Genomic DNA, 22,960 nt, shown 5'->3' with positions numbered 1-22,960 from the left:
ATGCCTGATTTTCCGGAAGTGAGTGACTTCACAAAAAACACGATAAAACTGGTGGACGACTTCGGTTGGGCTGCAACGAGTGTTTTTCCAACGAAAGACGATCCCGAAGAAACTCCGGAGTTCACTTATACGACGAACCTAGATGAATACTGCGGTTTGCCAGAGTTGATAGTATTCGGCCTCGCGAAGGAAACAGCTCATGGCATCCTTTCGGACATAGTGGATCGCGCGAAATCAGGCTGGACATGGAATGGCGGCAACGAGCAGCTTGTCGAAATCATCAAAAATTATCCCTTAGAGTTAAGGCCTGTTCACCCGTCAAATTTTGATAACCACTTCGGCGCGAGCATTACGTTTCGCGCGGCTACAAAACGCCCAGAACTCAAGACTGCGCTTCAAGTCTTCTGGCCGGACAGTGACGGCGCGATGCCTTGGGAAGTTGAGAAGGCGCCGTGGTACCAACCTCAGTTGGATCGACCTGACAATGAAAGCACTGAAAAAGGCTTAGGATCATGATCGGACTTGAACACTATCTTACGGTCGCGGCGACGCTGTTCGTCATCGGCATCTTCGGTCTCTTCCTGAACCGCAAGAATGTCATCATCCTGCTGATGAGCATCGAATTGATGCTGCTGGCGGTGAATATCAACCTTGTGGCGTTCTCCAGCTTTCTCGGCGATCTGGTCGGGCAGGTGTTTACACTGTTCGTGCTGACCGTAGCAGCGGCCGAGGCAGCCATCGGGCTGGCCATTCTGGTCTGCTTCTTCCGCAACCGCGGCACCATCGCGGTTGAAGACGTCAATATGATGAAGGGCTAAGAGAACTATGGAAACCACCATCCTCTTTGCCCCGCTTGTGGGCGCTTTGATCTGCGGGTTCGGCTGGCGATTCATCGGCGAGAAGGCCGCCATGTGGACCGCAACAGGTCTGCTGTTTCTGGCCTGCCTGCTGTCGTGGATTGTGTTCCTCACCTTCGACGGAGTAACCCAGCAGATCGAGGTCATGCGCTGGATCGAAAGCGGGTCGCTGTCGACCAGCTGGGCGGTTCGCCTGGATCGGCTGACCGCGATCATGCTGATCGTGGTGACGACGGTCTCGGCGCTGGTGCACCTCTATTCCTTTGGCTATATGGATCACGACCCGCAATGGCGCGAAGGCGAAAGCTATAAGCCGCGTTTCTTTGCGTATCTGTCCTTCTTCACCTTTGCGATGCTGATGCTGGTGACGGCCGACAACCTGGTTCAGATGTTCTTTGGCTGGGAAGGCGTGGGCGTCGCGTCCTACCTGCTGATCGGGTTTTACTATCGCAAGCCGTCGGCCAATGCGGCCGCGATGAAGGCCTTTATCGTCAACCGGGTGGGGGACTTTGGCTTTGCGCTGGGGATTTTCGCGATCTTCTTCCTGACTGACAGCATCAACTTTTCGGACGTGTTCGCCTCGGCCCCGACGCTGGCTGAAACACAGCTGCACTTCCTGTGGGGCGAGTGGAGCGCGATCGAAGTCATTTGTGTTCTTCTGTTCATCGGCGCGATGGGCAAATCGGCGCAGTTGATCCTGCACACATGGTTGCCTGACGCGATGGAAGGCCCGACCCCTGTTTCGGCACTGATCCACGCCGCAACCATGGTAACCGCGGGTGTATTCCTGGTTTGCCGCATGTCGCCGTTGATGGAGTTCGCGCCGGGTGCGACCGGGTTCATCACGGTCCTTGGGGCCTCAACCGCGTTCTTTGCGGCGACCGTGGGTCTGGTTCAGACCGATATCAAACGCGTCATCGCCTATTCGACCTGTTCGCAGCTGGGCTATATGTTCGTGGCCGCAGGTGTCGGTATGTATTCGGCGGCGATGTTCCACCTGCTGACGCATGCCTTTTTCAAGGCGCTGCTGTTCCTGGGCGCCGGATCGGTGATCCACGCGATGCATCACGAGCAGGAGATGACCGAGTATGGCGGCCTGCGCAAAAAGATCCCCTATACCTTCTGGGCGATGATGATCGGTACGCTGGCCATCACCGGCGTCGGTATCCCGCTGACCACATTCGGTTTCGCCGGGTTCCTGTCCAAGGATGCCATCATCGAGAGCGCCTATGCAGGCGGTTCAGGCTATGGGTTCTGGCTGTTGGTCATCGCGGCTGCGTTCACCTCGTTCTACAGCTGGCGCCTGATCTTCCTGACCTTCTATGGTGCGCCGCGCGGGGACAAGCACACGCATGACCACGCGCATGAAAGCCCGATGGTCATGCTGGTGCCGCTGGGCGTGCTGTCACTGGGCGCGGTCTTTGCCGGGATGATCTGGTACGGCAACTTCTTCGGTCACGCCGATCAAGTGGGCAAGTTCTATGGTATCCCCGTGGCCGAGGCCCATGCAGATGCCGGTGACCACGCCGCGACCGACGGGCATGCCGAGGCTGATCACGCCGATGACGGGCACGCCGAAGATGCCCATGCCGAAGATGCGCACGCCGCTGACGGCCACGCTGATGAGGGCCACGCCGATGCGGCCCACGCTGATACGGCCCACGCTGATGAGGGCCACGCTGATGCAGCAGCGCATGGCGGCGATCATCACTATGCTTTTGTGGGCAAGCCGGGTGAGGGTGCGCTTTATATGGCGCCGGACAACCATGTGCTGGACGACGCGCATGCCGCCCCGAAATGGGTCAAAGTCTCGCCCTTCGTCGCCATGCTGTTGGGCTTTGTCGTGGCCTACTGGTTCTATATCGTGAATACCTCGTTGCCGGCGCGTCTGGCGGCGAACCAGCGTCCGCTGTACCTGTTCTTGCTGAACAAATGGTACTTTGACGAAATCTACGACGCGATCTTTGTCAAACCCACCATGGCTTTGGGGCGGTTCCTGTGGAAACGCGGTGACGGCAACACAATCGACGGCTTCCTGAATGGGGTCGCGATGGGCGTTGTTCCCTTCTTTACCCGCCTCGCAGGCAAGGCGCAGACGGGCTACATCTTTACTTACGCCTTCTGGATGGTTTTGGGCATCGCCGCCCTTGTCACCTGGATGTCGATCGGCGGAGGCGCACACTAATGGACAATATCCTATCTATTGTCACCTTCATCCCCGCCATCGCAGCAGGAATTCTGGCCCTGTTCCTGCATGGTGAGGACGCTGCCGCGCAGCGCAACGCCAAATGGGTTGCGTTGGTGGCGACGACCGTGACCTTCCTGGTCTCGATCGGCATCTACACAGGCTTTGACCCGTCCAACACCGGCTTCCAGATGGTGGAAGAGGGTGAATGGCTGATGGGTCTGAAATACAAGATGGGTGTCGATGGCATCAGCGTCCTGTTCGTTCTGCTGACCACGTTCATCATGCCGCTGACCATTCTGGCCAGTTGGAACGTGACCGACCGGGTCAAGGAATACATGATCGCTTTCCTGCTGCTGGAAACGCTGATGCTGGGCGTCTTCATGGCGCTTGACCTGGTTCTTTTCTACCTGTTCTTCGAGGCGGGCCTGATCCCGATGTTCCTGATCATTGGTATCTGGGGCGGGGCGAACCGGATCTATGCCAGCTTCAAATTCTTCCTCTATACCTTCCTCGGGTCGGTTCTGATGCTGGTTGCCATGGTGGCCATGTATTCCGAGGCCAAGACAACCGATATCGCCCTGTTGATGACCCACCAGTTCCCGTTCGAGGGTTTCAACCTGCTGGGAATTCATATCGTTGGTGGCATGCAGACCCTGCTGTTCCTGGCGTTCTTTGCCTCATTCGCGGTCAAGATGCCGATGTGGCCGGTGCATACCTGGTTGCCCGATGCCCACGTTCAGGCCCCGACAGCCGGGTCGGTTGTTCTGGCCGCGATCCTGCTCAAGATGGGTGGCTATGGGTTCCTTCGGTTCAGCCTGCCCATGTTCCCCGTCGGGTCCGAAGTCATGACGGATGTGGTTCTGTGGATGTCGGCAATTGCCGTTGTTTACACCTCGTTGGTGGCGCTGGTGCAGGAAGACATGAAAAAGCTGATTGCTTATTCCTCGGTCGCGCATATGGGGTTCGTGACCATGGGGATTTTCGCCGCCACTCAACAGGGCGTGGACGGTGCGATTTTCCAGATGCTCAGCCACGGGTTCATTTCGGCGGCGCTGTTCCTGTGTGTCGGCGTGATCTACGACCGGATGCACACACGCGACATCGAAGCCTACGGAGGTCTGGTGATCCGGATGCCCGCTTATGCGCTGGTCTTCATGCTGTTCACGATGGCCAATGTCGGCCTGCCGGGCACCAGCGGGTTCATTGGTGAATTCCTGACGCTGATGGGCACATTCCAGGTCAATACCTGGGTGACTGCCGTGGCAGCCACGGGCGTGATCTTTTCGGCCGGGTATGCCTTGTGGCTGTATCGCCGGGTGGTCTTTGGCGATATGATCAAGGAAAGCCTCAAGTCCATTACCGACATGAGCTCGCGCGAGCGGCTGATCTTTGCGCCGCTGATCGTGATGACAATCTTGCTGGGGGTCTATCCTTCCCTGGTCACCGATGTGATCGGCAATTCCACCGCTGCGCTGATTTCGAACTATGACACGGCCCTGGCCGCGGCTGAGACCGCGTCCCAGGTTGCCACCTCGCATTAAGGGAGCTTTGGAGACATGATCCAGGCTGATCTGACTGTAATCCTGCCGGAAATCGTGCTGGCGATCTATGCGATGGCGGCGTTGATTGGGGCTGTCTACACGACCAAAGACGCCTTGGCGCCCATCCTGACCTGGGCGACGGCCGGTCTGATGGCGCTGCTGGCCTTTTGGATTGCCACCAATGGCGATGGTGTCAACGTGGCGTTCAAAGGCATGTTCGTCGACGATGGGTTCGCCCGGTTCGCCAAGGTGGCGATCCTGCTTTCTGCCGCCGCCGTTCTGCTGATGAGCCAGGACTACATGACCCGCCGCGGTCTGTTGCGGTTTGAATATCCGTTGTTGGTGGCGCTGGCCGCCGTCGGCATGATGATGATGGTCAGCGCGGGCGATCTGATGTCCCTGTATATGGGGCTGGAATTGCAGTCGCTGGCGCTGTACGTGGTGGCCGCATTGCGTCGCGACAGCGCCAAATCGACCGAGGCGGGGCTCAAGTATTTCGTGCTGGGCGCGCTCAGCTCGGGCCTGCTGCTGTATGGGGCGTCGCTTGTTTATGGCTTCAGCGGAACAACGCTGTTCTCGGGCATCATTCAAACCGTTCACCACGGTGAAGTGTCGCTTGGGCTGTTGTTCGGCCTGATCTTCCTGATCTCGGGCCTGGCGTTCAAGGTATCTGCCGTGCCCTTCCACATGTGGACGCCAGACGTCTATGAAGGGTCGCCGACACCGATCACGGCCTTCTTTGCAACCGCGCCAAAGGTTGCCGCGATGGCCCTGTTCGCGCGCGTTCTGCATGATGCCTTTGGCGGTGCGGTCAAGGATTGGCAGCAGGTGATCGTTTTGCTGTCGGTCCTGTCGATGCTGTTGGGCGCCGTGGCTGCAATCGGCCAGCGCGACATCAAGCGTCTGATGGCGTTCTCTTCGATCGCCCACATGGGATATGCGCTGATCGGTCTGGCCGCGGGTACGGTTCTGGGCGTCAAGGCGATGCTGATGTATCTGGCCATCTACGTGACGATGAATATCGGCACTTTTGCGTTCATCCTGATGATGGAACGGGACGGAAAGCCGATCACCGATATCGACGCGCTGCGCCAGTATTCCAAGCGGGATCCGGGCAAGGCCCTGGCCGTTCTGATCCTGATGTTCAGCCTGGCGGGCGTGCCGCCGATGCTTGGCTTTTTCGCCAAATTTGGCGTCTGGCAAGCCGGTGTTGACGCCGGGTTGACCGGTCTGGTCATCATATCGGCCATCGCGTCGGTCATCGGTGCGTTCTACTATCTGCGGATCGTCTTCTACATGTATTTCGGCGCCGAAAACGAAGAACCGATCGAGACACGCTCGTCGCCTGTCTTGTGGTGCGCGCTGATGGGGTCGGCTGCCCTGATGCTGATCGGTGTCTTTTACCAGTTCGGCATCGAAGGTGCGGCAGCCGCAGCGGCGTCGACACTTGTCAACTGATCCGGCCGTGATCGCAGACAAAGGGGCGGGGCTGGAAAGCCCGGCCTTTTATCCATGAGCTCCTGGCCTTCGGGATACGGTCTGCACGAGGTGCAGGAGGTGGACAGCACGCTGAACGAGGCCGCGCGTATCGCGCCAACGGCACAGGGGCCGGTTTGGATTCTGGCCCACCACCAAACAGCCGCACGCGGACGCAGGGGCCGCGCCTGGGCCAACCCAAAGGGCAATCTGGCCGCGACATTGCTGTTGCGGCCCCACGGCCCGCCCGAGCAATCGGCCTTGCGCAGCTTTGTTGCGGCGCTGGCCTTGTTTGACGCCTGCGTGGCAGTGACGGGGCGGTCTGCTGGCCTGTCGCTCAAATGGCCCAATGACGTTTTGCTGAACGGTGGCAAGCTGGCCGGAATCCTTTTGGAAAGCACCGGGCAGGGGCGCGCGGTTTCTCATCTGGCAATAGGGATCGGCGTTAACCTGTCCGAGGCACCGGGGGCCGACCTGGTGGAACCTGGCGCAGTACGCCCTGTTTCGCTTTTGTCCGAAACGGGTGCTCTGGTCACGCCTCAGGATTTTCTGACCGAACTTGCCGCGGCCTATGCCCGGTTTGAAAGCCAGTTTTCCAGCTTTGGGTTTGAACCGATCCGTACCGCGTGGCTGTCGCGCGCGGCCCGGTTGGGCACGGTCATCACTGCCCGCACAGCCGCGTCCGAGACGGTCGGAACTTTTGAAACAGTGGACGCGGGCGGCAACCTTGTCCTAAACACCGCCAAGGGTCGTGTCAGCATACCGGCGGCAGACGTGTATTTCTAAGGGGGGCCCGGATGCTTCTGGCCATCGATTGCGGCAACACAAACACCGTTTTCTCGATCTGGGACGGAGAAAAATTTCTCTGCACGCTCAGGACATCGACCCACCATGCCCGCACGGCGGATGCGTATTTCACCTGGTATTCCACGCTGGTGAAACATTACGGGATCGAGGCAGATATTACCGATGTAATCATCGCATCCACCGTCCCGCGCGTCGTATTCAACCTGCGTGTTTTTGCCGACCGCTTTTTTGGCTGCCGCCCGCTGGTTGTCGGCAAGCCCGAATGCCTGATGCCGCAACCGCCCCGGATTGACGAAGGCACTGTGCCGGGCCCTGACCGGCTGGCCAATGCGGCCGCCGCGTTCGACCGCCATGGCGGCAACGTGGTCGTGGTCGATTTCGGCACGGCCACGAATTTCGATGTCGTGGCAGCAGACGGTGCCTATGTTGGCGGCATCATCGCACCGGGTGTGAACCTGAGCCTTGAGGCATTGCACCAGGGTGCGGCCGCCTTGCCCCATATCGACATCACGCGCCCGGACAAGGTGATCGGAACAAATACGGTTGGCTGCATCCAGTCGGGCGTGTATTGGGGGTATTCCGGCCTGATCGAAGGGCTGATTTCGCGCATCAAGGCAGAATTCGGTATGCCGATGAAAGTCGTCGGAACCGGGGGATTGGCCCCGCTGTTTGACCAGGCCGATGTCGGGTTTGATGCGATCGAAGATGATTTGACGATGCACGGGCTGACCGTGATCCATCGCTATAACAAGGAAAATGGCTCGATATGAGCAGCGAGAGATTGATCTATCTGCCGCTGGGCGGCGCAGGCGAAATCGGCATGAACGCCTATGTCTACGGATATGGGAAACCCGGTCAGGAAAGGCTGATCCTTGTCGATCTGGGCGTCACTTTCCCGGATATGGACACAACCCCCGGCGTTGATCTTATCTATGCCGATATCACCTGGCTGAAAGAGCGGGCCGACCGCCTAGAGGCGATATTCATCACCCACGCGCATGAAGATCATATCGGCGCGGTCGCCCATTGTTATGAGGCCCTGGGCGCACCGGTTTACGCGCGGGCGTTCACCGCGAATATTGCGCGCAGAAAGATGGGCGAACACGGCCAGCCCGAAGATGCCGTGCGCACCGCTTCGGCCTGGCCCGAGCAGATCAAGGCGGGGCCCTTTACCATCGGTTTTCTGCCGGTGTCGCATTCTATTCCCGAAAGCGCCGCGCTTGTTATCGACACGCCTGCTGGAAGGGTCCTGCATTCGGGCGATTTCAAACTGGACGAAAACCCCGTCGTGGGCGAGGCGTTTGACCCCGAACTGTGGACCGAGATCGGCAAGTCCGGTGTCAAGGCTTTGGTCTGTGACAGCACGAATGTGTTTTCCGGCCATCCCGGACGTTCGGAATCAGAAGTCGGACCGGCGATCACCGAGCTTGTCTCGAACGCCAGCGGCATGGTGGTTGCCACCACCTTCGCGTCCAATGTCGCGCGTGTCAAAACGCTGGCCCAGGCGGGCGAGCGGGCTGGCCGGTCGGTGGTTTTGCTGGGGCGCGCTATGCGCCGGATGATCGAAGCCGCCACCGAGACCGGCATCCTGTCGGATTTCCCGCGCGTGGTCAGTGCCGAAGAGGCGCTGGACCTGCCGCGCCAGAACCTGATGCTGATCGTTACCGGCAGCCAGGGCGAACGCAGGGCCGCCAGCGCCCAACTGGCGCGCGGCAAATATCGCGGTATCGAACTGGCCGAAGGGGACTTGTTCCTGTTCTCGTCAAAGACCATTCCCGGAAATGAACGGGGTGTTATCCGCATCATGAACCAGCTCAGCGAAAAGGGTGTGGACATCGTGGATGACGGGTCGGGCCTGTACCACGTTTCCGGGCACGCCAACCGGCCAGACCTTGAACGTGTGCACGCGCTGATTGACCCGCAAATGGTCATTCCGATGCACGGCGAACACCGGCATCTTCGCGAACATGTGAAACTGGCCGAAGCGGGCGGGCGTACCGGTACGCTTGCCGTGAACGGAACCATGTTGGACCTGACCGAAGATACCGCACGGGTCGCTGATTTTGTTGAAACCGGTCGGACCTATCTGGACGGATCGGTCAAGATCGGCGCGATGGACGGGGTGGTCAGGGACCGTATCCGGATGGCGCTGAATGGGCATGTCGTGGTGACGGTCATTCTGGACGAGGATGACGAGCCGTTGGGCGAACCCTGGTGCGACACGATGGGGTTGCCGGAAATCGGTTCCTCGCGGGCCGCGTTGGTCGATGTGCTCGAAGAGGACCTCAACCAGTTCCTGATGCGCGCAGAGGTCAAGACGTTGCGCGACGATGCAAAACTGGAAGAATCGATGCGCAGGATTGTCCGTCAAAGCGCGCAGGTCGAAATCGGCAAAAAGCCCGAGGTTACGGTTGTCATCAGCCGAATGAAATGACCCGCCGGGTCAGTCCGTATGCGGCATCGGCCGTCCCTTGAGCCTTTGAAACAGGCTCGCTTCTTCGTTGTTGAGGAAGAAAGGCACCGATGCAGGCGGGGTCGGGTCATCGACCCGCGCGGCGATTTCGGCAAGAACCACTTCGGTGATGAACGGCAGGTCGAAATCGCGTGCCTCGCTCAGGCGGATCCATTGCAGGTGCGACAGCTCGTCCGAGGCGCGGCTGAAATCGTCCAGGTCGTTTTGAACCGCATCGGCATCTACCAGGAAGAATCGCGCATCGAAACGGCGCGGTCGCCCCGGAGGGGTCACGGCGCGGAATACGAATTGTAAGGCTTCTGCCGAGGGGCGAAACCCAAGCTCTGCAAACTCTTGCCAGTCAGCAGGAACCGGGCCGGGCCAATCGCCGGGGTGCCCCAGTATCAGACCGGTTTCCTCCCATAGCTCGCGAATGGCGGCCGCGGCCAATGGGTATTGAAGCCCGGGGTCGGCCTTTTCTGCTAGACGCTTGTGGCAGATATCCGGAAGACCCCGCATCAGAGGAACCCCGGCATCACCGGCATCGACCGCGCCGCCGGGAAAGACAAACTTGTTCGGCATAAAGGCCGCCGAAGCCCCCCGTTGGCCCATCAGGATTGACGGGTCGTCCTGTCGGTTGCGCAACACGACAACGGTCGCGGCATTGCGAATGGCGGATTTGTCCATCTTCAGCCCCCCGGCGAATTGATGTCGGCGCTTATTCGGATTTCTCGAACCCGTGCATCCGGCGCGCCCATTGATAGGCGACGATGGCACCCTTGAGCCGTGGCAGCAGAAAAAGCGACAGGCCGACACATCCGATCGAAAACGCGATCGCCATGGTCAGCGGGTCAGGGCGCCAATGCACGTATGATACATGCAGCGCGGGCGCCAGCAGGTGCCCGACGAACAGGATCGTCAGATATGCGGGCCCGTCATCGGCACGATGATGAAACAGTTCCTGGCCACAGCCGGGGCAGGTGTCGTTGACCTTAAGATAGCTGTGCAACAGCTTTCCTTCGCCGCATTTGGGGCATTTGCACCGAAATCCCTTTGCGATGGCGGGCCATGTGGGGCGGTCATTTTCGGTGTCATTGGTGATGGTCTGATCTGTCATCGTGATACTCGCGCGTTCAATCCTGGTGATAGTGGTGAACTTTGGGCGGACAGAAAAGGGGGGTGCGTCGCTATGAACCGCCGGCCCCGGAATTCGACTGCTGCATTGGAAGACTACAAAAAATCTGCCCCCCAGGCGACGGAAATCCCCAGATGCGGCGTTTGAAGAGGTATGAGCAGCGGCGCTAGGCCGCCCAAATAGGGGAAATAGACATGAAAAGCACCACTTTTATCTCGGCGATCGTGCTGGCGGCAGTTGCCGTGACAGGAACCACGGCACTGGCAAAGGGGCCGCGGGACCGGGCGCCGGTGACCTTTCAGGAGTTGGATGCAAATGGCGATGGCCAGATCACCAAGGAAGAAATGGAAGCGCATCGCGCGCAGAAATTCACCACTGCGGATGCCGATGGTGACGGCAAGCTGAGCCTGGAAGAGATGCAGGCATCGGCCCAGAAAAAGGCCAACGACCGGGTGTCGAAAATGTTCGAGAAGATCGACGCCGACAAGGATGGCTTCCTGTCGAAAGACGAGTTGCCGAAGCCGCGCAAGGGTGACAAGATGTTTGACCGGATCGACGCGGACGGAAACGGCTCTGTCTCGGAACAGGAATTCGCGGATGCCAAGGACAAGATGCACCGGCCGCACAAGAAACGCGGCCCGGCGGATAAAGACGACAACTAACCCGGAATGGAAGACCTGACCTCTCCGGAGCAGATCGTCCGCGGCAGCAAGGTTGCCGCGGATACCCTCAGCGACGATGCGTTGCTGAGGCGCTTTGCGGATGGCGACGCAATGGCATCGCGCCTGTTGACCGACAGGTTGGGTCCACGGTGTTATTCCGTCGCTTTGCGCATGCTGAACAACCGTGCCGAAGCCGAAGATGTTGCCCAGGATGCAATGATGCGCCTATGGCAAATGGCACCGTCATGGGTGCCGGGGCAGGCCAAAGTCACGACATGGCTGTATCGCGTTACATTGAACCTGTGTCTGGACCGCAGGCGTAAAAAGAAGCCCGACGCCCTGAGCGATGTGGCCGAACCCGAAGATGATGCCGCCAGCGTGGTGGACCGGATGCAGGATGATGCCCGCAAGGACGCACTGCAGATGGCCTTATCCAAGCTGCCGGACCGACAACGAGAGGCCGTGATCCTGCGGCATATCGAGGAACTGTCCAACCCGGAGATCGCCGGGGTCATGGGAATATCTGTCGAAGCCGTCGAAAGCCTGACGGCACGGGGAAAACGGGCGTTGACCGCGATATTGGCGGGGCGAAAAGATGAACTGGGGTATGGCGATGGCTGAAAACGAAACAGAACTGGATCTATTGTTTGCCCAGGCACGGAATGACAGGGCGTCCATGCCGGATGCTCTGGCTGTCCGGATGCAGACAGATGCCGAGGCCGTGCGCCTGGCCCGTCTTGCTCCGCCCAAGACCAAGCTGTCGCGGGGGCTTCTGGCTCGTCTGGTTGATGGGCTCGGCGGGTGGCAAGGCATGAGCGGATTGCTGGCCGCAAGTGTAACCGGCGTCTGGGTCGGGTTTGCCGCGCCGGACTTTCTGCCTGACCCGGCGAACTATCTGATGCGGCAGGACACGACCTACCTGGTTGCCGATCTTGGGCTGAGTTTCGACTATCTGGAGGAAACGGAATGAGCGAGAATTCCAAGCCAAAGCGCCGGTGGGTGCCTGTTCTTCTGGTGGCTTCGCTGGCATTGAACCTGTTGGTTGCAGGTGCCGTGTTCGGGACCGCGATGCGGTTCAAGGGCGAGGACGAGGCGCGCAAGCCACCAGGTTTTGGCCCGGCGCTGTTCCGGGCCCTGCCGAAACCGGAGCGAAAGGCGCTGAGGGCCGACCTGTCGGGGCTGCGCGACAAGGGGGCCGATGCACGCGACCGGGACTTCGACGCTCTGAACCTTGCGCTGCGTCAGGTGCCGTTCGATCCGGCTGCGGTCGAAACCCTGTTGCAGGAACAGGCGCAATCGATGGCCCGGATGCAGGCCGCGCTGCAGCAACAGTGGTTGGTGCGTATTTCGGCGATGACTGACAGCGAACGCCTGATCTATGCGGATCGGCTGGTTGACATAATCGAGCGGGGCCCGAAGGGGCGCAAATCAAGGGACTGACGCCCTCAGGCCGCGTCCTGGCCAAGCTGCACCCTGTTTCGTCCGGCCCGCTTGGCCGCATAAAGCGCGGCATCGGCGCATTTCATAAGCTCGCTGACCGGGGTGGCTTCGTCGAACCGGCGGGATTTTGACGAGTCGCTGGTTTTCAATCCGATACTGGTCGTGATCGAAACCGACCCTGTCCGGTCGGGCAGGTCATAGGGGGTGCTGCAGATGCAATTCCGAACCTCCAACGCCTTTTGCACAGCTTGAATGCGGGTCACATCCGGCAACCCGATCAGGAACTCTTCGCCGCCGATGCGGGCCGCAAAACCGGATGGCCCGATCACCTTTTGCAGCCGCCGTCCGGTTTCCATCAGCACGTGGTCACCCACCGGGTGCCCGTACCGGTCGTTGACGAATTTGAAGTGATCAAGATCGGCCAGCATGATCGCAAAGCCCTTGCCCATGGGCGCCGATCTCTGGGCGATCTGTTCCAATGCTGAAAAGGCATAGCGCCGGTTATACAGGCCGGTGAGGGGGTCAATCAGCGACTCTGCCAGGCCCTGTTGCATGGACGCCCTGATCCGGTCCTCGCGCGCCTTTCGGGCGACAAGGGTTTGAACCCGCAAACCGACTTCGGTGCTGCAGAACCCATCGGTGCAAATGGCATCGGCCCCACGATCCAGCGCTTCGGAGGCCGTTCTGGCGTCTTGGCCCGGCATAACGCCGATCAGCGCCGCGTGCCTTGTCCCGTTGCGTGACCTGAGATCGGCCAGCAATTCAAACGCGACACCATCGGCACCCAGTTCGAAAATGATCACGTCAGGGGGCGGTGCGGACAAGAGGTCATGCAGGTTCGATTGGGCATGTGCGGTCACGGAATGGTCAAGCCGGGTCGACAGTTCGTTTTGCCACGCCCTGCCGGTTTGCATCGTCTGCGCCACGATGGCGACCCGTGCCCTGGCAGGGGGCGCGATCAGGGCGACGCGCGGTTCGCCAAAGCCCATGGATTGCGGGTCATTGGTGGTTCTGATCTCTTGAATGTCGGCGCGTGCGCGCAAGAACCGGCGCACCCGCGCAAGCAGCAGCGTATCCCGGAAGGGATAGGTCAGAACATCATCCAAACCCGCCGACAGGGCCTGCAGGCGCGCGGCCTTGTCGTTTTGCGGCGTGATGGCCACGACAGGAACATCCTGCATGGCAGGGTCTTGCATCACCAGCGTTTTGGCATCCGCCGCAGTGCCATCACGAAGGGTCTGGGCGACCAGAATCAGGTCTGGTTGCGTCCTTTTCAGCATGGCGCCGAGACCTTGCAGCCTGTCACCTTGTACAACGTGATACCAAGCCGCGGTTAGCTGAACCTTCAGCATGATGCGATTGGTTGATACCCCGTCTAGGACAAGGATTGTTCCCTGTACGGACATGGACCCTCACCGTTAGATTGCATGCGGTGTCAAAGTGTTTATGACTCTGGTTAACAAACCCTTTCCAATGCAGTGGTCAGAGCCGGTTCATGCCAATTTCCGCCGAAAACGCCGAAACGCTTGCTCTTAAAGCTCTGACCTGGTTGGTCGGAAATGACGAGCTGTTACCCGTTTTTCTTGGCGCAACCGGCGCATCCGCCGAAGACTTGCGGAACAGGGCCGGCGATCCGGAATTTCTGGTCTCGGTTCTGGATTTCCTGGTGATGGACGATTCGTGGGTGATTGCGTTTTGCGATGCGGCCACGGTGCCCTATGACCTGCCGGGGCAGGCGCGCGCGGTAATGTCCGGCGGGGCGGACATGCATTGGACATGATCCGTTACAAACCAGAAAGAGGCTGACCATGCCCATTGACGCGTTGCTGTTCGACAAGGACGGAACCCTGTTTGACTTTGCCGCGACCTGGGGCGTGTTCGGCCGCGACCTGCTGTTGCAATTGGCCGGTGGGGACGCGGCGAGGGCCGCCGATCTGGGCCGGGTCATCGGGTTTGACATGGCGACGCAGGAATATGCACACGACAGTGTTGTTATCGCCGGAACCCTGAACGAGGTCGCCGCGGCCCTGACGCCCTATCTGGGTGAAATGCGCCGCGCAGAGCTGCTGAACATTCTGATTGCGCAATCCTCGGTCGCGCCGCAAATTCCCGCCGTTCCGCTGGCGCCGCTATTGGCCGAGCTTCGCAAGGGCGGCCGAAAGCTTGGCGTGGCGACAAATGACGGCGAGGAACCGGCCCTGCAACATCTGGAATCTGCCGGTATTCGTGATCTTTTTGATTTCGTCGCCGGATATGACAGCGGACACGGTTTCAAACCGGGGCCCGGTCAATTGCTGGCCTTTGCGGATGTGATTGGGATCGACCCCGCGCGGGTTGCGATGGTCGGCGACAGCCGTCACGATCTGGAGGCGGGACGCGCCGCCGGAATGATGACGATCGGTGTCCTGACCGGGCTTGCAACCGCCGATGTGCTGGCCCCCCTGGCTGATGTCGTCCTGCCGGATATCGGTCATATACCGGGATGGTTGGCTGTGGCCTGAGATGAATTTTTCCAAAAATCGGCGCTTGGCATCTGAAAACCGACAGAACCTGTCGCAGACAGACCGGCCATGACCCGTACCCTTGGTGCTTGCTTGGAATGATCTGGTTCCGCAGCGGAGGGGAAGATGGCCGACAATACGACTCGCAAACGTCGAAGTGGCGGGCGCGCCGGGGCGGCCGCGCGCCGCGGTGGGGCGGTTATCGACCAGATGCCGTTTAGCCCGCCGATCAACCGGGACGCGCCGGTTGAACCGTTGACCCCCGACGGCATCGCGGCAATTCACGACGGCGCAATGCGCATCCTCGAAGAGATCGGGATTGAATTCCTGAATGACGAGGCGATTGGCATCCTGCGCAAGGCCGGTTGCACCATTCAGGGGCAAAACGTTCGCATGGGGCGGGACTTTGTGATGGAAATGGTGGCCAAGGCCCCCGCCAAGTTCACCATCACGCCGCGAAACCCGGAGCGGAGCATTGAAATCGGCGGCCGGACGATGTTGTTCGGCAATGTCTCTTCGCCGCCGAATTACTGGGACATGGAGATCGGAAAAAAGGTCGCAGGCACCCGGGAAATGTGCCGGAACCTGTTGAAACTGACCCAGTATTTCAACTGCATCCATTTCGCAGGCGGCTATCCGGTAGAACCGGTCGATATTCATGCCAGTGTCAGGCACCTGGACGTTCTCTTTGACAAGCTCACCCTGACCGACAAGGCCATGCACGCCTATTCGCTGGGCAAGGAACGCGTCGAGGACGTGATGGAGATGGTGCGCATTGCCGGCGGGCTGAGCCATGAGGAATTCGAAGCCGCACCGCGCATGTACACCAATATCAACTCGACCTCGCCGCTTAAGCATGACCAGCCGATGATTGATGGCTGCCTGCGGCTGGCACGGCGGGGGCAGGCCATTGTCGTGACGCCGTTTACCCTGGCTGGGGCAATGGCACCGGTGACGATGGCCGGTGCGGTGGCCCAGTCCCTGGCCGAGGCGCTGTGCGCGATTGCCCTGTTTCAATATGTGCGCCCCGGCATTCCCTGCGTGCTCGGAACCTTCACGTCCAACGTGGATATGAAGTCGGGCGCGCCAGCCTTCGGAACCCCGGAATACATGCGTTCAACCCAGATGACCGGGCAGATGGCGCGGTATTACGGGTTGCCCATGCGCTCGTCCGGGGTCTGCTCGTCCAACGTTCCGGACGGTCAGGCGATGTGGGAAACCTCGAACTCTTTGTGGGCGGCGGTCCAGTCGGGTACGAACATGGTGTATCACGCCGCCGGATGGCTTGAGGGCGGGCTGATCGCCAGCCCCGAAAAATTCATCATGGATTGCGAAGTGCTGCAACAAATCCAGCGGTATATGGACCCGCAGATCTGTGCGACCGGACCGGATGAAATCGCGATCGAGGCGATACGGTCAGTCGGCAATGACGGGCATTTCTTTGGTATCCAGCACACCCAGGACCGATACACGACCGCCTTCTACCAACCCTTCCTGAGCGATTGGAAAAACTACGAGGCTTGGGAGGCCAATGGCGGCGTCTGGACGGCCGAGCGCGCGCATTACATGTTCAAGGAAATCGTCAGCAGTTTCGAAGCACCGCCGATGGATGCCGCAATTCGCGACGAACTGGCCGACTTTGTCGCGCGACGCAAGGCCGAAGGGGGCGCCCCTACGGATTTCTGACGCGATTTCGCGCCAAATACCGGTCGAAGGTGAGCAAATTCGGCATTTGTTAACAGATACCGGGTGAAGATGTGCATGATGGTGGATCGAGGCTAGTCATGCACGGGTTGATCAACAGGGCGATACAGTCATTTGTCTGTGCGACATACGGGCGCGCATGCTGGTTGCGCGCGACCGAGGTTGCCAAGCTTGGGTTTTCCGAGTTCGAGGCCATGCTGATCTACGACCGCGATCTGTCCATGAGCGTTCTGGATGCCCTGTGCGCGGACCTGAACCGATCGCAGGAGGATCTTCTCGAAGATATGGGGACATATCTTGTATCACACCCGAACATGGAAGGGCTGCGCCGGCTGCTTCGGTTCGGCGGGGTAAGTTATGTCGAGTTTCTGCATTCCCTGGACGATTTGTCCGACAGGGTGCGGTTGGCGGTGTCCGATCTGGAACTGCCCGCGCTGGAATTGCAGGAACACTCACCGGCCCAATATGAACTGCTGTGCCATCCGGGGTTGCCGGGATATTCCAGCGTCATGGTCGGCATCTTGCGGGCGATGGCCGATGATTATGGCGCTTTGGTTATCCTGTCGCATGAAGGCTGCAAGGAACAGGTTGCGTCCATATCCGTCACATTGGTCGAAAGCGCCTTTTCCGAGGGGCGGCAGTTTGATTTGGGTGCACGCAAGCCATGATCGATCCCGGTGAATTCTCGACCCTTCTGGAAACCCTGTGCCCTATGTTCGTCCTGCTGGACGACCGGGGGCGTATCCGGCAGGTCGGGCCGACGCTGCAAAAACTGCGTCCCGATCGCCAGATGGTGGGGAACGGGTTTCTGGACCTGTTCGAGCTTGTGAGACCGCGCGCCGTGACGACAGTTCCTGCGTTGATGTCCATGGCAGGGGCCAAGCTGCATCTGAAGTTTCACGATGAACCCAGAACCGCGCTGAAAGGCCTTGTTGCCCCCTTGCCCGGAAACAATGGCGCGGTGGTAAACCTGTCTTTTGGGATATCAATCCTGGATGCGGTCCGCGACTACGCCCTGACCAGCGCCGATTTTTCCGGCACGGATCTGGCAATTGAGCTGCTGTACCTGGTCGAGGCGAAATCAGCCGCGATGGAGGCGTCCCGGTCCCTGAACCTTCGGTTGCAGGGGGCAATGCTGGCCGCGGAAGAACAGGCCTATACCGACACGCTGACCGGATTGAAAAACAGGCGCGCACTGGAACATCTGCTGTCGCATCTGATCTCGTCAAAGGCCGATTTCGCGCTGATGCACTTGGACCTGGATTTCTTCAAATCTGTCAATGATCAGCTGGGCCATGCAGCCGGTGATCACGTCCTGAAACAATCCGCCCGCATCATGTTGGAAGAAACCCGTGGCGATGACACGGTCGCGCGCGTTGGCGGGGATGAGTTTGTCCTGATCTTCAAAGGCTTGATGGACAGGGACAAACTGTCCGGAATTGCCGCAAGGCTGATTGCTCGGATGCAGGAACCGATCGAATTCGAAGGGAACCCGTGCCGCATTTCAGCCAGCCTGGGCACCGCGCTTTCCACGCAATTCCAAAGCCCGAAAGCCGCCGAAATTCTGCATGCTGCCGACCTTGCGCTTTACGAAGCCAAGCGCAACGGACGGTCGGGCCACCGTTTCTATTCTGCCCTGTCCGGCGCACAGCACTAGGCCGCGCAGGTCACCGGACGGTTCAAATGGCCAATGTCTAAGCGTCGAAGGCGCGGTCGATCTGGGCTGCGATACGGGCCTGGATTTCCGGCAGCTCACCAATCACGGGCATGACATGGCCGGCAAAATCCGCGCGTTCCAATGCCTCTGGAACATCCATCAAAACATGTCCCCCCGTGCAGGCGAAAAACGGCAGGCAAAGAGATGTCCGCCCCATCCCCCTGGCGGCTTGATCAATACCGGGGTCTTCTTCGACAAACCCGACCCGGGCGTTTTGGAACGGCAATTGGGCACATAGCTGCGACAGGAATTCGGTTGCTACTTTCGAAGGGTTCCGGCTGCGGCCAGACCCATGCGCGGCAAGGACCAGATCGGTTTCCCCGGGCGTCCAGCCCAGATCGGCAATCTGGCTTTGGACACTTTGGGCAACCAGTTCGGGCAGCTTGGGGTCTGTGCCCAGCGGGTCAAGAACTCGGACGGGGCGCGCGCCGATGCGCTTGGGCAGGGCGCTGGTGGTGAACCATCCCTTTGCCATGAAAAGGGGGTAGATCACGCTGTTTTCCTGCAACCTGTCCAATGCCGCCTCGAACTTGCCGGGCGCGGCCAGGGTTGCGGAACCGACTGTTACCCGATCACACAACGCATTCACACGCGCGGCATAAGCGGCCAGCGCGGCTTCGGCCGGGTGGGGGTCAGACGGCTGACCATGGGCAACGATAATGGCCTGGGGCATGGCTTTTCCCTTGGTTTATCAAGCGATAGATGCGCCGTTGTGGCGCAATGTCAATGCGCGCGAGGCGCTGCCTAGCCCAGCAAGGTCAACCACATCCAGACGCTCAGGATCGAGACTGCCGTTCCAATCAGGACGGACGAGGCCGCGACGCGTTTCGCCCGGCCATACATGTTGGCAAAGATATAGGCATTGAAACCCGGCGCCATGGCCGCGTTCAACACGCCCGAGCGGAACAGGTCCTGCGGCAGGGCCGTGAATTTTCCAAATGTCCAAACCAGGCTTGGATGCAGGACCAGCGATACGCAGCACACGAACCCGATGGCGCGCAGATCGCCTTCGGGCCTGTATTTGACCAACACTCCGCCCAGGGCGAACAACGCGCCCGGCAGCGCCGCGCGTGTCACCAGCCCCAGCGCTTCGTCCGCAACGGCGGGGATCTTTATGCCTGAAAGGTTGACCAGGAACCCTAGTGCGATGCCTAGGATCAGTGCGTTTTTGAACATGGCCGAAAGGACCGACCTGGCCATATGCGCGCTGCCATTGCCCCGGTTGCGGATCACCTCCATCACGGTGATGCCGATGCCGTAACAAAACGGAGAGTGAAAGGCGATGATCGCGTAGTTGCCGGTAAGGTTTTCCGGGCCATAGGCGCGCTCGGTTATCGGCAGGCCCAGCAGGACCGAGTTGGAGAACAAACAGCAAAACCCGATGGCGACGCAGTCCTCCCAATCGCGTTTGAATATCAGCCGCGCGCCGAACACCCCGGCAATGAAACACAAGCCTGCCGCGGTATAGAAACTGCCGATCAATCGCGGGTCAAAGCTTGCGCTCAGGTCAAGATGGGCAATGGCCAGGAACAAAAGGCAAGGAATTGCAAAGCCTTGGGTGAATTTCATCAACCCGTCGATATGGGCTTCCTTGAAGTACCCAAGCCGCGTCGAAATATATCCCGCGCCAATAACCAGAAAGACCGGAAGAACGACATCAATCAGGTTTTGAAGCATTTTGCCCCCCGGATCTGGTGCTGTTCTGGCCGCAAAGGGCGCAGCGTTCGGGGTGCGGGCATCAGTACCACCTATATGGTTTGCCCGATGACCATGCCGTCATAGGCCGGTGTGACATTGTCGGGTGTTTCCGCATCTACGGTCGCGTAGTCGAGATCGATATGCATGTTGGTCAGCACCGCGCGCCGTGGCCTTAGCCGTTCGATCCAGCCCAGCGTTTTGTCCAGATGCGCATGGGTCGGATGCGGTGAGCGGCGCAGTGCGTCGATCACCAGGCAGTCGAGGTTTTCAAGAAATGGCCAGGCATCGTCATAGATGTCCGCCACATCCGGCAGGTAGACCAGATCATTCATACGAAACCCAAGGGAATCGATCGAACCGTGATTGACCTTGAAAGGTTGAAACGGGATTGGCCCGCCGGGGCCGTCCACTTTGAACGGGCCGTCGATGGATTTCAGGTCCAGAATGGGCGGATAGGGTGAGCCTTCGGGTTGGATGAACGCGTAACCGAAACGCCCCAGCAGCGCGTTTTGCGTATCGCCATCCGCCCAGACGGGAACCCGTGCGCGCATGTTGAACACGATCATTCGCAGGTCGTCGATTCCATGCATATGGTCCGCGTGCGAGTGGGTGTAGACCACACCGTCCAGGCGCCCGGTTCCGCTGTCCAGCAACTGGCTGCGCATATCGGGGGTTGTGTCGATCAGAACGGAGGTCGTGCCCTCGGGGCCGTCCCGTTCAACCAGCATCGAACAGCGGCGGCGCGTGTTGCGCGGATTATCCGGGTCGCAATCGCCCCAGTGGCCACCCAGCCGCGGCACGCCGCCGGATGACCCACAGCCCAGGATCGTGAACCGCAGATCGCTCATGCAGCCGCCCGGTATTCGGCGGCCTTGGTAAACAACCGTTCAAAATTGGCCTGCGTCCGGGCCGCGAATTCGGCGTAATCCACGCCATACACTTCGGCGCCTTTGCGGGCGGTATGCGCGGTAAAAGCTGGCTCATTGCGCTTTCCGCGATGCGGGGGCGGCGCCAGGTAAGGCGCGTCGGTTTCAACCAGGATCCGATCCAGCGGCGCGCTCGCAAAAATGTCGCGCAACTCCTGGCTTTTGGGAAAGGCTGCGATGCCGGACATCGACAGGTAAAACCCAAGATCCAGCGCGGCATGCGCAAGCTGCGCCGACGAGGAAAAACAATGCATTACGCAGGAAAACTTGGCGTTCTGATGCTCTTGGGTCAGGATTTGGGCGACGTCATCGTCCGCCGATCTTGCATGAATGATCAGTGGCAGACCGGTGCGCTGGGCGGCTTCGATATGAACGCGAAGCGACTGTTTCTGAACCTCGGCGCTGTCGGCGGTGTAGTGGTAATCCAGACCGGTTTCGCCGATGCCGACAAATTTGGGATGCGCGGCCAGCCGGACCAGCTCGTCCACGGTTGCCATCGGTTCTTCTGCGGCGCTCATCGGGTGGGTGCCTGCGGCATAGAATACCTGGTCATGGGCTTCGGCGATGGCCCGCACGTCGGGTTCGTTCCGCAATCGGGTGCAGATGGTGACCATGCGGGTCACGCCCGCCTGTGCCGCGCGGGCGATGACGTCGTCCAACTGTCCGTCAAAATCCGGGAAATCCAGATGGCAATGGCTGTCGGTGATTTCCGGGGTGATCGTGCTGTCGCTCATCTGCTTTGACCGGCGGTTTCCTGTATCTTGAATACCGTATCTAGGACCAGCGCAGCAGGGTCAAGGTTCACGGCCTGCCCGTGGCGCGCGCGGGCCGTGATCAAGGCGGATGCCTCGGCCCACAAACGCGCCTGATGGGGCGAGCCGGACAGCCGGGACAGGATTTCCGCCTCGTTCGGGGCGGCCTGGGGGCTGGGCGGATGTCCCGCTGCCCCTGTCAGCGCAAGACGCGCCAGGGCGATGTCCACGAGGTTCAGCATCAGGTCGAACCGCTCTGCGCTGCCGCGTTGGGCGGCGGATTGCGACAGGGCCAAGGCGCGTTGACGATCAAGGCGGGGCAGGGTGCCAAGAATGGCAATCAGTTCGGCATAGATTTCAAGCCCGCCAAGATTGATCAGCCTGACCGCATCCCCGACCGAGCCCGCCGCCAGCGCCGCCAGCTGCTCTGATTGCTCGGGCATATCGGTTCCGGCTTGTTCCAGGGCCGCACGCAGGTCGCTGCTTGCCAAGGGCGACAGGCGCAATGTGCGACACCGCGAACGGATCGTCGGAAGCAACCGCGAGGGTTGATGCGACACCAGCAAAAGGGTGGTGCGTGCGGGCGGTTCCTCCAGCATCTTCAGCAGGGCGTTGGCGGCGCTGGGGTTCATCTCGTCGGCGCTATCCACGATCACGACCCGCCGTCCGCCATCTGCCGCGGACAGGCCAAAAAAGCTGCCCAGTTTGCGGATATCATCCACCACGATTTCGCCCCGCATCTTGCCCTTGTCGTTTGGCGACCGGGTGATCGTGGCAAGGCCGGGTTCGGCCCCGGCCAGCATGCGGTGAACCACCGGGTGATCCGGCGCGATTTCCAGCGAGTCCGGCCGCGGCCCAGCCCCGAACAGGCCGCCGTCATCAGCTGGCGGTGTTGCCAGCAGGAACCGGGCGATCCGCCAGGCCAGGGTGGCCTTTCCCACGCCGCGCGGCCCGGTCAGCAGCCATCCGTGGTGCAACCGGTCCGAGTTATAGGCCGTCAGAAATGCCTCTTGGGCCGCGTCCTGTCCAAACAGTGTTTCGGTCTCGCGCGGGTGCGGCGCGCCGGGCGCCTGATCCGGGGCTGGAAGGTCATCGCTCATGTTT

25 protein-coding genes are annotated in these 22,960 nt (G+C 60.1%); 17 read left to right on the top strand and 8 right to left on the bottom strand.

Going from position 1 to position 22,960, the window contains the following annotated elements; genetic code table 11:
• From ACXAG8_RS05855 to ACXAG8_RS05820, 8 genes are read left to right on the top strand one after another with little or no spacing between them, the layout of a single operon-like run.
• Positions 1-516, top strand: coding sequence for a DUF4262 domain-containing protein (locus ACXAG8_RS05855; protein WP_475222820.1), 516 nt, complete (start codon positions 1-3; stop codon positions 514-516).
• Positions 513-818: an NADH-quinone oxidoreductase subunit NuoK gene (nuoK, locus tag ACXAG8_RS05850; RefSeq protein ID WP_005984024.1), complete on the top strand. Its 306-nt coding sequence runs from the start codon at positions 513-515 to the stop codon at positions 816-818. Before ACXAG8_RS05855 ends, nuoK begins: the two co-directional genes overlap by 4 nt.
• A 7-nt stretch (positions 819-825) precedes the next feature.
• Complete coding sequence (gene nuoL / locus ACXAG8_RS05845; RefSeq protein WP_475222819.1) at positions 826-3,042, top strand: NADH-quinone oxidoreductase subunit L; 2,217 nt, start codon at positions 826-828, stop codon at positions 3,040-3,042.
• A complete protein-coding gene (locus ACXAG8_RS05840) occupies positions 3,042-4,586 on the top strand; it encodes an NADH-quinone oxidoreductase subunit M (RefSeq protein ID WP_475222818.1) in 1,545 nt (514 codons plus the stop codon). Before nuoL ends, ACXAG8_RS05840 begins: the two co-directional genes overlap by 1 nt.
• Before the next feature lie 15 nt (positions 4,587-4,601).
• Positions 4,602-6,044 carry an NADH-quinone oxidoreductase subunit NuoN gene (nuoN, locus tag ACXAG8_RS05835; RefSeq protein ID WP_475222817.1) on the top strand — a complete coding sequence of 481 codons (1,443 nt, stop codon included), beginning with the start codon at positions 4,602-4,604 and terminating at the stop codon, positions 6,042-6,044.
• 54 nt (positions 6,045-6,098) lie between these two features.
• Entirely contained in the window at positions 6,099-6,848 is a 750-nt protein-coding gene (locus ACXAG8_RS05830) for a biotin--[acetyl-CoA-carboxylase] ligase (RefSeq protein ID WP_475222816.1), read from the top strand.
• Between the two features lie 11 nt (positions 6,849-6,859).
• Complete coding sequence (locus tag ACXAG8_RS05825; RefSeq protein WP_475222815.1) at positions 6,860-7,639, top strand: type III pantothenate kinase; 780 nt, start codon at positions 6,860-6,862, stop codon at positions 7,637-7,639.
• Positions 7,636-9,303 carry a ribonuclease J gene (locus ACXAG8_RS05820; RefSeq protein ID WP_475222814.1) on the top strand — a complete coding sequence of 556 codons (1,668 nt, stop codon included), beginning with the start codon at positions 7,636-7,638 and terminating at the stop codon, positions 9,301-9,303. Before ACXAG8_RS05825 ends, ACXAG8_RS05820 begins: the two co-directional genes overlap by 4 nt.
• Before the next feature lie 9 nt (positions 9,304-9,312).
• On the opposite strand, the gene ACXAG8_RS05815 is transcribed toward ACXAG8_RS05820, so the two are convergent.
• On the bottom strand, positions 9,313-10,014 hold the full coding sequence (locus tag ACXAG8_RS05815) for an NUDIX hydrolase (protein ID WP_475223112.1): 702 nt from the start codon (positions 10,012-10,014) through the stop codon (positions 9,313-9,315).
• Between the two features lie 25 nt (positions 10,015-10,039).
• The gene (locus ACXAG8_RS05810) at positions 10,040-10,438 is read right to left on the bottom strand and encodes a DUF983 domain-containing protein (protein ID WP_475222813.1); all 399 of its coding nucleotides are present in this window, start codon (positions 10,436-10,438) and stop codon (positions 10,040-10,042) included.
• Positions 10,439-10,650: 212 nt separating this feature from the next.
• Here ACXAG8_RS05810 and ACXAG8_RS05805 point away from each other — a divergent pair, with 212 nt between their 5' ends.
• The 4 genes from ACXAG8_RS05805 to ACXAG8_RS05790 are packed head-to-tail and all read left to right on the top strand — an operon-like array spanning position 10,651 to position 12,558.
• Positions 10,651-11,118: an EF-hand domain-containing protein gene (locus ACXAG8_RS05805; protein ID WP_475222812.1), complete on the top strand. Its 468-nt coding sequence runs from the start codon at positions 10,651-10,653 to the stop codon at positions 11,116-11,118.
• Between the two features lie 6 nt (positions 11,119-11,124).
• Positions 11,125-11,739: an RNA polymerase sigma factor gene (locus tag ACXAG8_RS05800; protein ID WP_475222811.1), complete on the top strand. Its 615-nt coding sequence runs from the start codon at positions 11,125-11,127 to the stop codon at positions 11,737-11,739.
• Entirely contained in the window at positions 11,714-12,088 is a 375-nt protein-coding gene (locus ACXAG8_RS05795) for a hypothetical protein (RefSeq protein ID WP_475222810.1), read from the top strand. Before ACXAG8_RS05800 ends, ACXAG8_RS05795 begins: the two co-directional genes overlap by 26 nt.
• The gene (locus ACXAG8_RS05790) at positions 12,085-12,558 is read left to right on the top strand and encodes a periplasmic heavy metal sensor (protein WP_475222809.1); all 474 of its coding nucleotides are present in this window, start codon (positions 12,085-12,087) and stop codon (positions 12,556-12,558) included. The genes ACXAG8_RS05795 and ACXAG8_RS05790 overlap by 4 nt, the downstream gene beginning before the upstream one ends.
• Before the next feature lie 5 nt (positions 12,559-12,563).
• Here the strand turns inward: ACXAG8_RS05790 and ACXAG8_RS05785 are convergent, their stop codons facing one another.
• Positions 12,564-13,964 carry a diguanylate cyclase gene (locus ACXAG8_RS05785; RefSeq protein ID WP_475222808.1) on the bottom strand — a complete coding sequence of 467 codons (1,401 nt, stop codon included), beginning with the start codon at positions 13,962-13,964 and terminating at the stop codon, positions 12,564-12,566.
• 89 nt (positions 13,965-14,053) lie between these two features.
• Here ACXAG8_RS05785 and ACXAG8_RS05780 point away from each other — a divergent pair, with 89 nt between their 5' ends.
• The 5 genes from ACXAG8_RS05780 to ACXAG8_RS05760 all read left to right on the top strand — a co-directional run bounded on the left by ACXAG8_RS05780 (position 14,054) and on the right by ACXAG8_RS05760 (position 18,420).
• Complete coding sequence (locus tag ACXAG8_RS05780; protein ID WP_475222807.1) at positions 14,054-14,338, top strand: DUF3572 domain-containing protein; 285 nt, start codon at positions 14,054-14,056, stop codon at positions 14,336-14,338.
• Positions 14,339-14,366: 28 nt separating this feature from the next.
• Positions 14,367-15,059, top strand: coding sequence for an HAD family hydrolase (locus ACXAG8_RS05775; RefSeq protein ID WP_475222806.1), 693 nt, complete (start codon positions 14,367-14,369; stop codon positions 15,057-15,059).
• 126 nt (positions 15,060-15,185) lie between these two features.
• Positions 15,186-16,745: a trimethylamine methyltransferase family protein gene (locus tag ACXAG8_RS05770; RefSeq protein ID WP_475222805.1), complete on the top strand. Its 1,560-nt coding sequence runs from the start codon at positions 15,186-15,188 to the stop codon at positions 16,743-16,745.
• 98 nt (positions 16,746-16,843) lie between these two features.
• Positions 16,844-17,431 carry a heme NO-binding domain-containing protein gene (locus ACXAG8_RS05765; RefSeq protein ID WP_475222804.1) on the top strand — a complete coding sequence of 196 codons (588 nt, stop codon included), beginning with the start codon at positions 16,844-16,846 and terminating at the stop codon, positions 17,429-17,431.
• The gene (locus ACXAG8_RS05760) at positions 17,428-18,420 is read left to right on the top strand and encodes a diguanylate cyclase domain-containing protein (protein ID WP_475222803.1); all 993 of its coding nucleotides are present in this window, start codon (positions 17,428-17,430) and stop codon (positions 18,418-18,420) included. Before ACXAG8_RS05765 ends, ACXAG8_RS05760 begins: the two co-directional genes overlap by 4 nt.
• Before the next feature lie 37 nt (positions 18,421-18,457).
• On the opposite strand, the gene ACXAG8_RS05755 is transcribed toward ACXAG8_RS05760, so the two are convergent.
• From ACXAG8_RS05755 to ACXAG8_RS05735, 5 genes are all read right to left on the bottom strand, one after another.
• Entirely contained in the window at positions 18,458-19,153 is a 696-nt protein-coding gene (locus ACXAG8_RS05755; RefSeq protein WP_475222802.1) for a CbiX/SirB N-terminal domain-containing protein, read from the bottom strand.
• 71 nt (positions 19,154-19,224) lie between these two features.
• A complete protein-coding gene (locus ACXAG8_RS05750) occupies positions 19,225-20,157 on the bottom strand; it encodes an AEC family transporter (protein WP_475222801.1) in 933 nt (310 codons plus the stop codon).
• 71 nt (positions 20,158-20,228) lie between these two features.
• Positions 20,229-21,026: an MBL fold metallo-hydrolase gene (locus ACXAG8_RS05745; RefSeq protein WP_475222800.1), complete on the bottom strand. Its 798-nt coding sequence runs from the start codon at positions 21,024-21,026 to the stop codon at positions 20,229-20,231.
• Positions 21,023-21,838 carry a TatD family hydrolase gene (locus ACXAG8_RS05740; RefSeq protein WP_475222799.1) on the bottom strand — a complete coding sequence of 272 codons (816 nt, stop codon included), beginning with the start codon at positions 21,836-21,838 and terminating at the stop codon, positions 21,023-21,025. The genes ACXAG8_RS05745 and ACXAG8_RS05740 overlap by 4 nt, the downstream gene beginning before the upstream one ends.
• Positions 21,835-22,956: a DNA polymerase III subunit delta' gene (locus ACXAG8_RS05735; protein WP_475222798.1), complete on the bottom strand. Its 1,122-nt coding sequence runs from the start codon at positions 22,954-22,956 to the stop codon at positions 21,835-21,837. The genes ACXAG8_RS05740 and ACXAG8_RS05735 overlap by 4 nt, the downstream gene beginning before the upstream one ends.
• Positions 22,957-22,960 lie beyond the last annotated feature (4 nt).

It is taken from the genome of Ruegeria sp. ABD4_443, from assembly GCF_056160865.1.
This window is presented reverse-complemented; position numbering and strand designations above follow the sequence as displayed.

What these genes read in the sequence shown, in the direction of transcription:
- ACXAG8_RS05855 (WP_475222820.1), top strand. Translation starts at nt 1, where the DNA reads ATGCCTGATTTTCCGGAAGTGAGTGACTTCACAAAAAACACGATAAAA.
- nuoK (WP_005984024.1), top strand. Translation starts at nt 513, where the DNA reads ATGATCGGACTTGAACACTATCTTACGGTCGCGGCGACGCTGTTCGTC.
- nuoL (WP_475222819.1), top strand. Translation starts at nt 826, where the DNA reads ATGGAAACCACCATCCTCTTTGCCCCGCTTGTGGGCGCTTTGATCTGC.
- ACXAG8_RS05840 (WP_475222818.1), top strand. Translation starts at nt 3,042, where the DNA reads ATGGACAATATCCTATCTATTGTCACCTTCATCCCCGCCATCGCAGCA.
- nuoN (WP_475222817.1), top strand. Translation starts at nt 4,602, where the DNA reads ATGATCCAGGCTGATCTGACTGTAATCCTGCCGGAAATCGTGCTGGCG.
- ACXAG8_RS05830 (WP_475222816.1), top strand. Translation starts at nt 6,099, where the DNA reads ATGAGCTCCTGGCCTTCGGGATACGGTCTGCACGAGGTGCAGGAGGTG.
- ACXAG8_RS05825 (WP_475222815.1), top strand. Translation starts at nt 6,860, where the DNA reads ATGCTTCTGGCCATCGATTGCGGCAACACAAACACCGTTTTCTCGATC.
- ACXAG8_RS05820 (WP_475222814.1), top strand. Translation starts at nt 7,636, where the DNA reads ATGAGCAGCGAGAGATTGATCTATCTGCCGCTGGGCGGCGCAGGCGAA.
- ACXAG8_RS05810 (WP_475222813.1), bottom strand. Translation starts at nt 10,438, where the DNA reads ATGACAGATCAGACCATCACCAATGACACCGAAAATGACCGCCCCACA.
- ACXAG8_RS05805 (WP_475222812.1), top strand. Translation starts at nt 10,651, where the DNA reads ATGAAAAGCACCACTTTTATCTCGGCGATCGTGCTGGCGGCAGTTGCC.
- ACXAG8_RS05800 (WP_475222811.1), top strand. Translation starts at nt 11,125, where the DNA reads ATGGAAGACCTGACCTCTCCGGAGCAGATCGTCCGCGGCAGCAAGGTT.
- ACXAG8_RS05795 (WP_475222810.1), top strand. Translation starts at nt 11,714, where the DNA reads ATGAACTGGGGTATGGCGATGGCTGAAAACGAAACAGAACTGGATCTA.
- ACXAG8_RS05790 (WP_475222809.1), top strand. Translation starts at nt 12,085, where the DNA reads ATGAGCGAGAATTCCAAGCCAAAGCGCCGGTGGGTGCCTGTTCTTCTG.
- ACXAG8_RS05785 (WP_475222808.1), bottom strand. Translation starts at nt 13,964, where the DNA reads ATGTCCGTACAGGGAACAATCCTTGTCCTAGACGGGGTATCAACCAAT.
- ACXAG8_RS05780 (WP_475222807.1), top strand. Translation starts at nt 14,054, where the DNA reads ATGCCAATTTCCGCCGAAAACGCCGAAACGCTTGCTCTTAAAGCTCTG.
- ACXAG8_RS05775 (WP_475222806.1), top strand. Translation starts at nt 14,367, where the DNA reads ATGCCCATTGACGCGTTGCTGTTCGACAAGGACGGAACCCTGTTTGAC.
- ACXAG8_RS05770 (WP_475222805.1), top strand. Translation starts at nt 15,186, where the DNA reads ATGGCCGACAATACGACTCGCAAACGTCGAAGTGGCGGGCGCGCCGGG.
- ACXAG8_RS05765 (WP_475222804.1), top strand. Translation starts at nt 16,844, where the DNA reads ATGCACGGGTTGATCAACAGGGCGATACAGTCATTTGTCTGTGCGACA.
- ACXAG8_RS05760 (WP_475222803.1), top strand. Translation starts at nt 17,428, where the DNA reads ATGATCGATCCCGGTGAATTCTCGACCCTTCTGGAAACCCTGTGCCCT.
- ACXAG8_RS05755 (WP_475222802.1), bottom strand. Translation starts at nt 19,153, where the DNA reads ATGCCCCAGGCCATTATCGTTGCCCATGGTCAGCCGTCTGACCCCCAC.
- ACXAG8_RS05750 (WP_475222801.1), bottom strand. Translation starts at nt 20,157, where the DNA reads ATGCTTCAAAACCTGATTGATGTCGTTCTTCCGGTCTTTCTGGTTATT.
- ACXAG8_RS05745 (WP_475222800.1), bottom strand. Translation starts at nt 21,026, where the DNA reads ATGAGCGATCTGCGGTTCACGATCCTGGGCTGTGGGTCATCCGGCGGC.
- ACXAG8_RS05740 (WP_475222799.1), bottom strand. Translation starts at nt 21,838, where the DNA reads ATGAGCGACAGCACGATCACCCCGGAAATCACCGACAGCCATTGCCAT.
- ACXAG8_RS05735 (WP_475222798.1), bottom strand. Translation starts at nt 22,956, where the DNA reads ATGAGCGATGACCTTCCAGCCCCGGATCAGGCGCCCGGCGCGCCGCAC.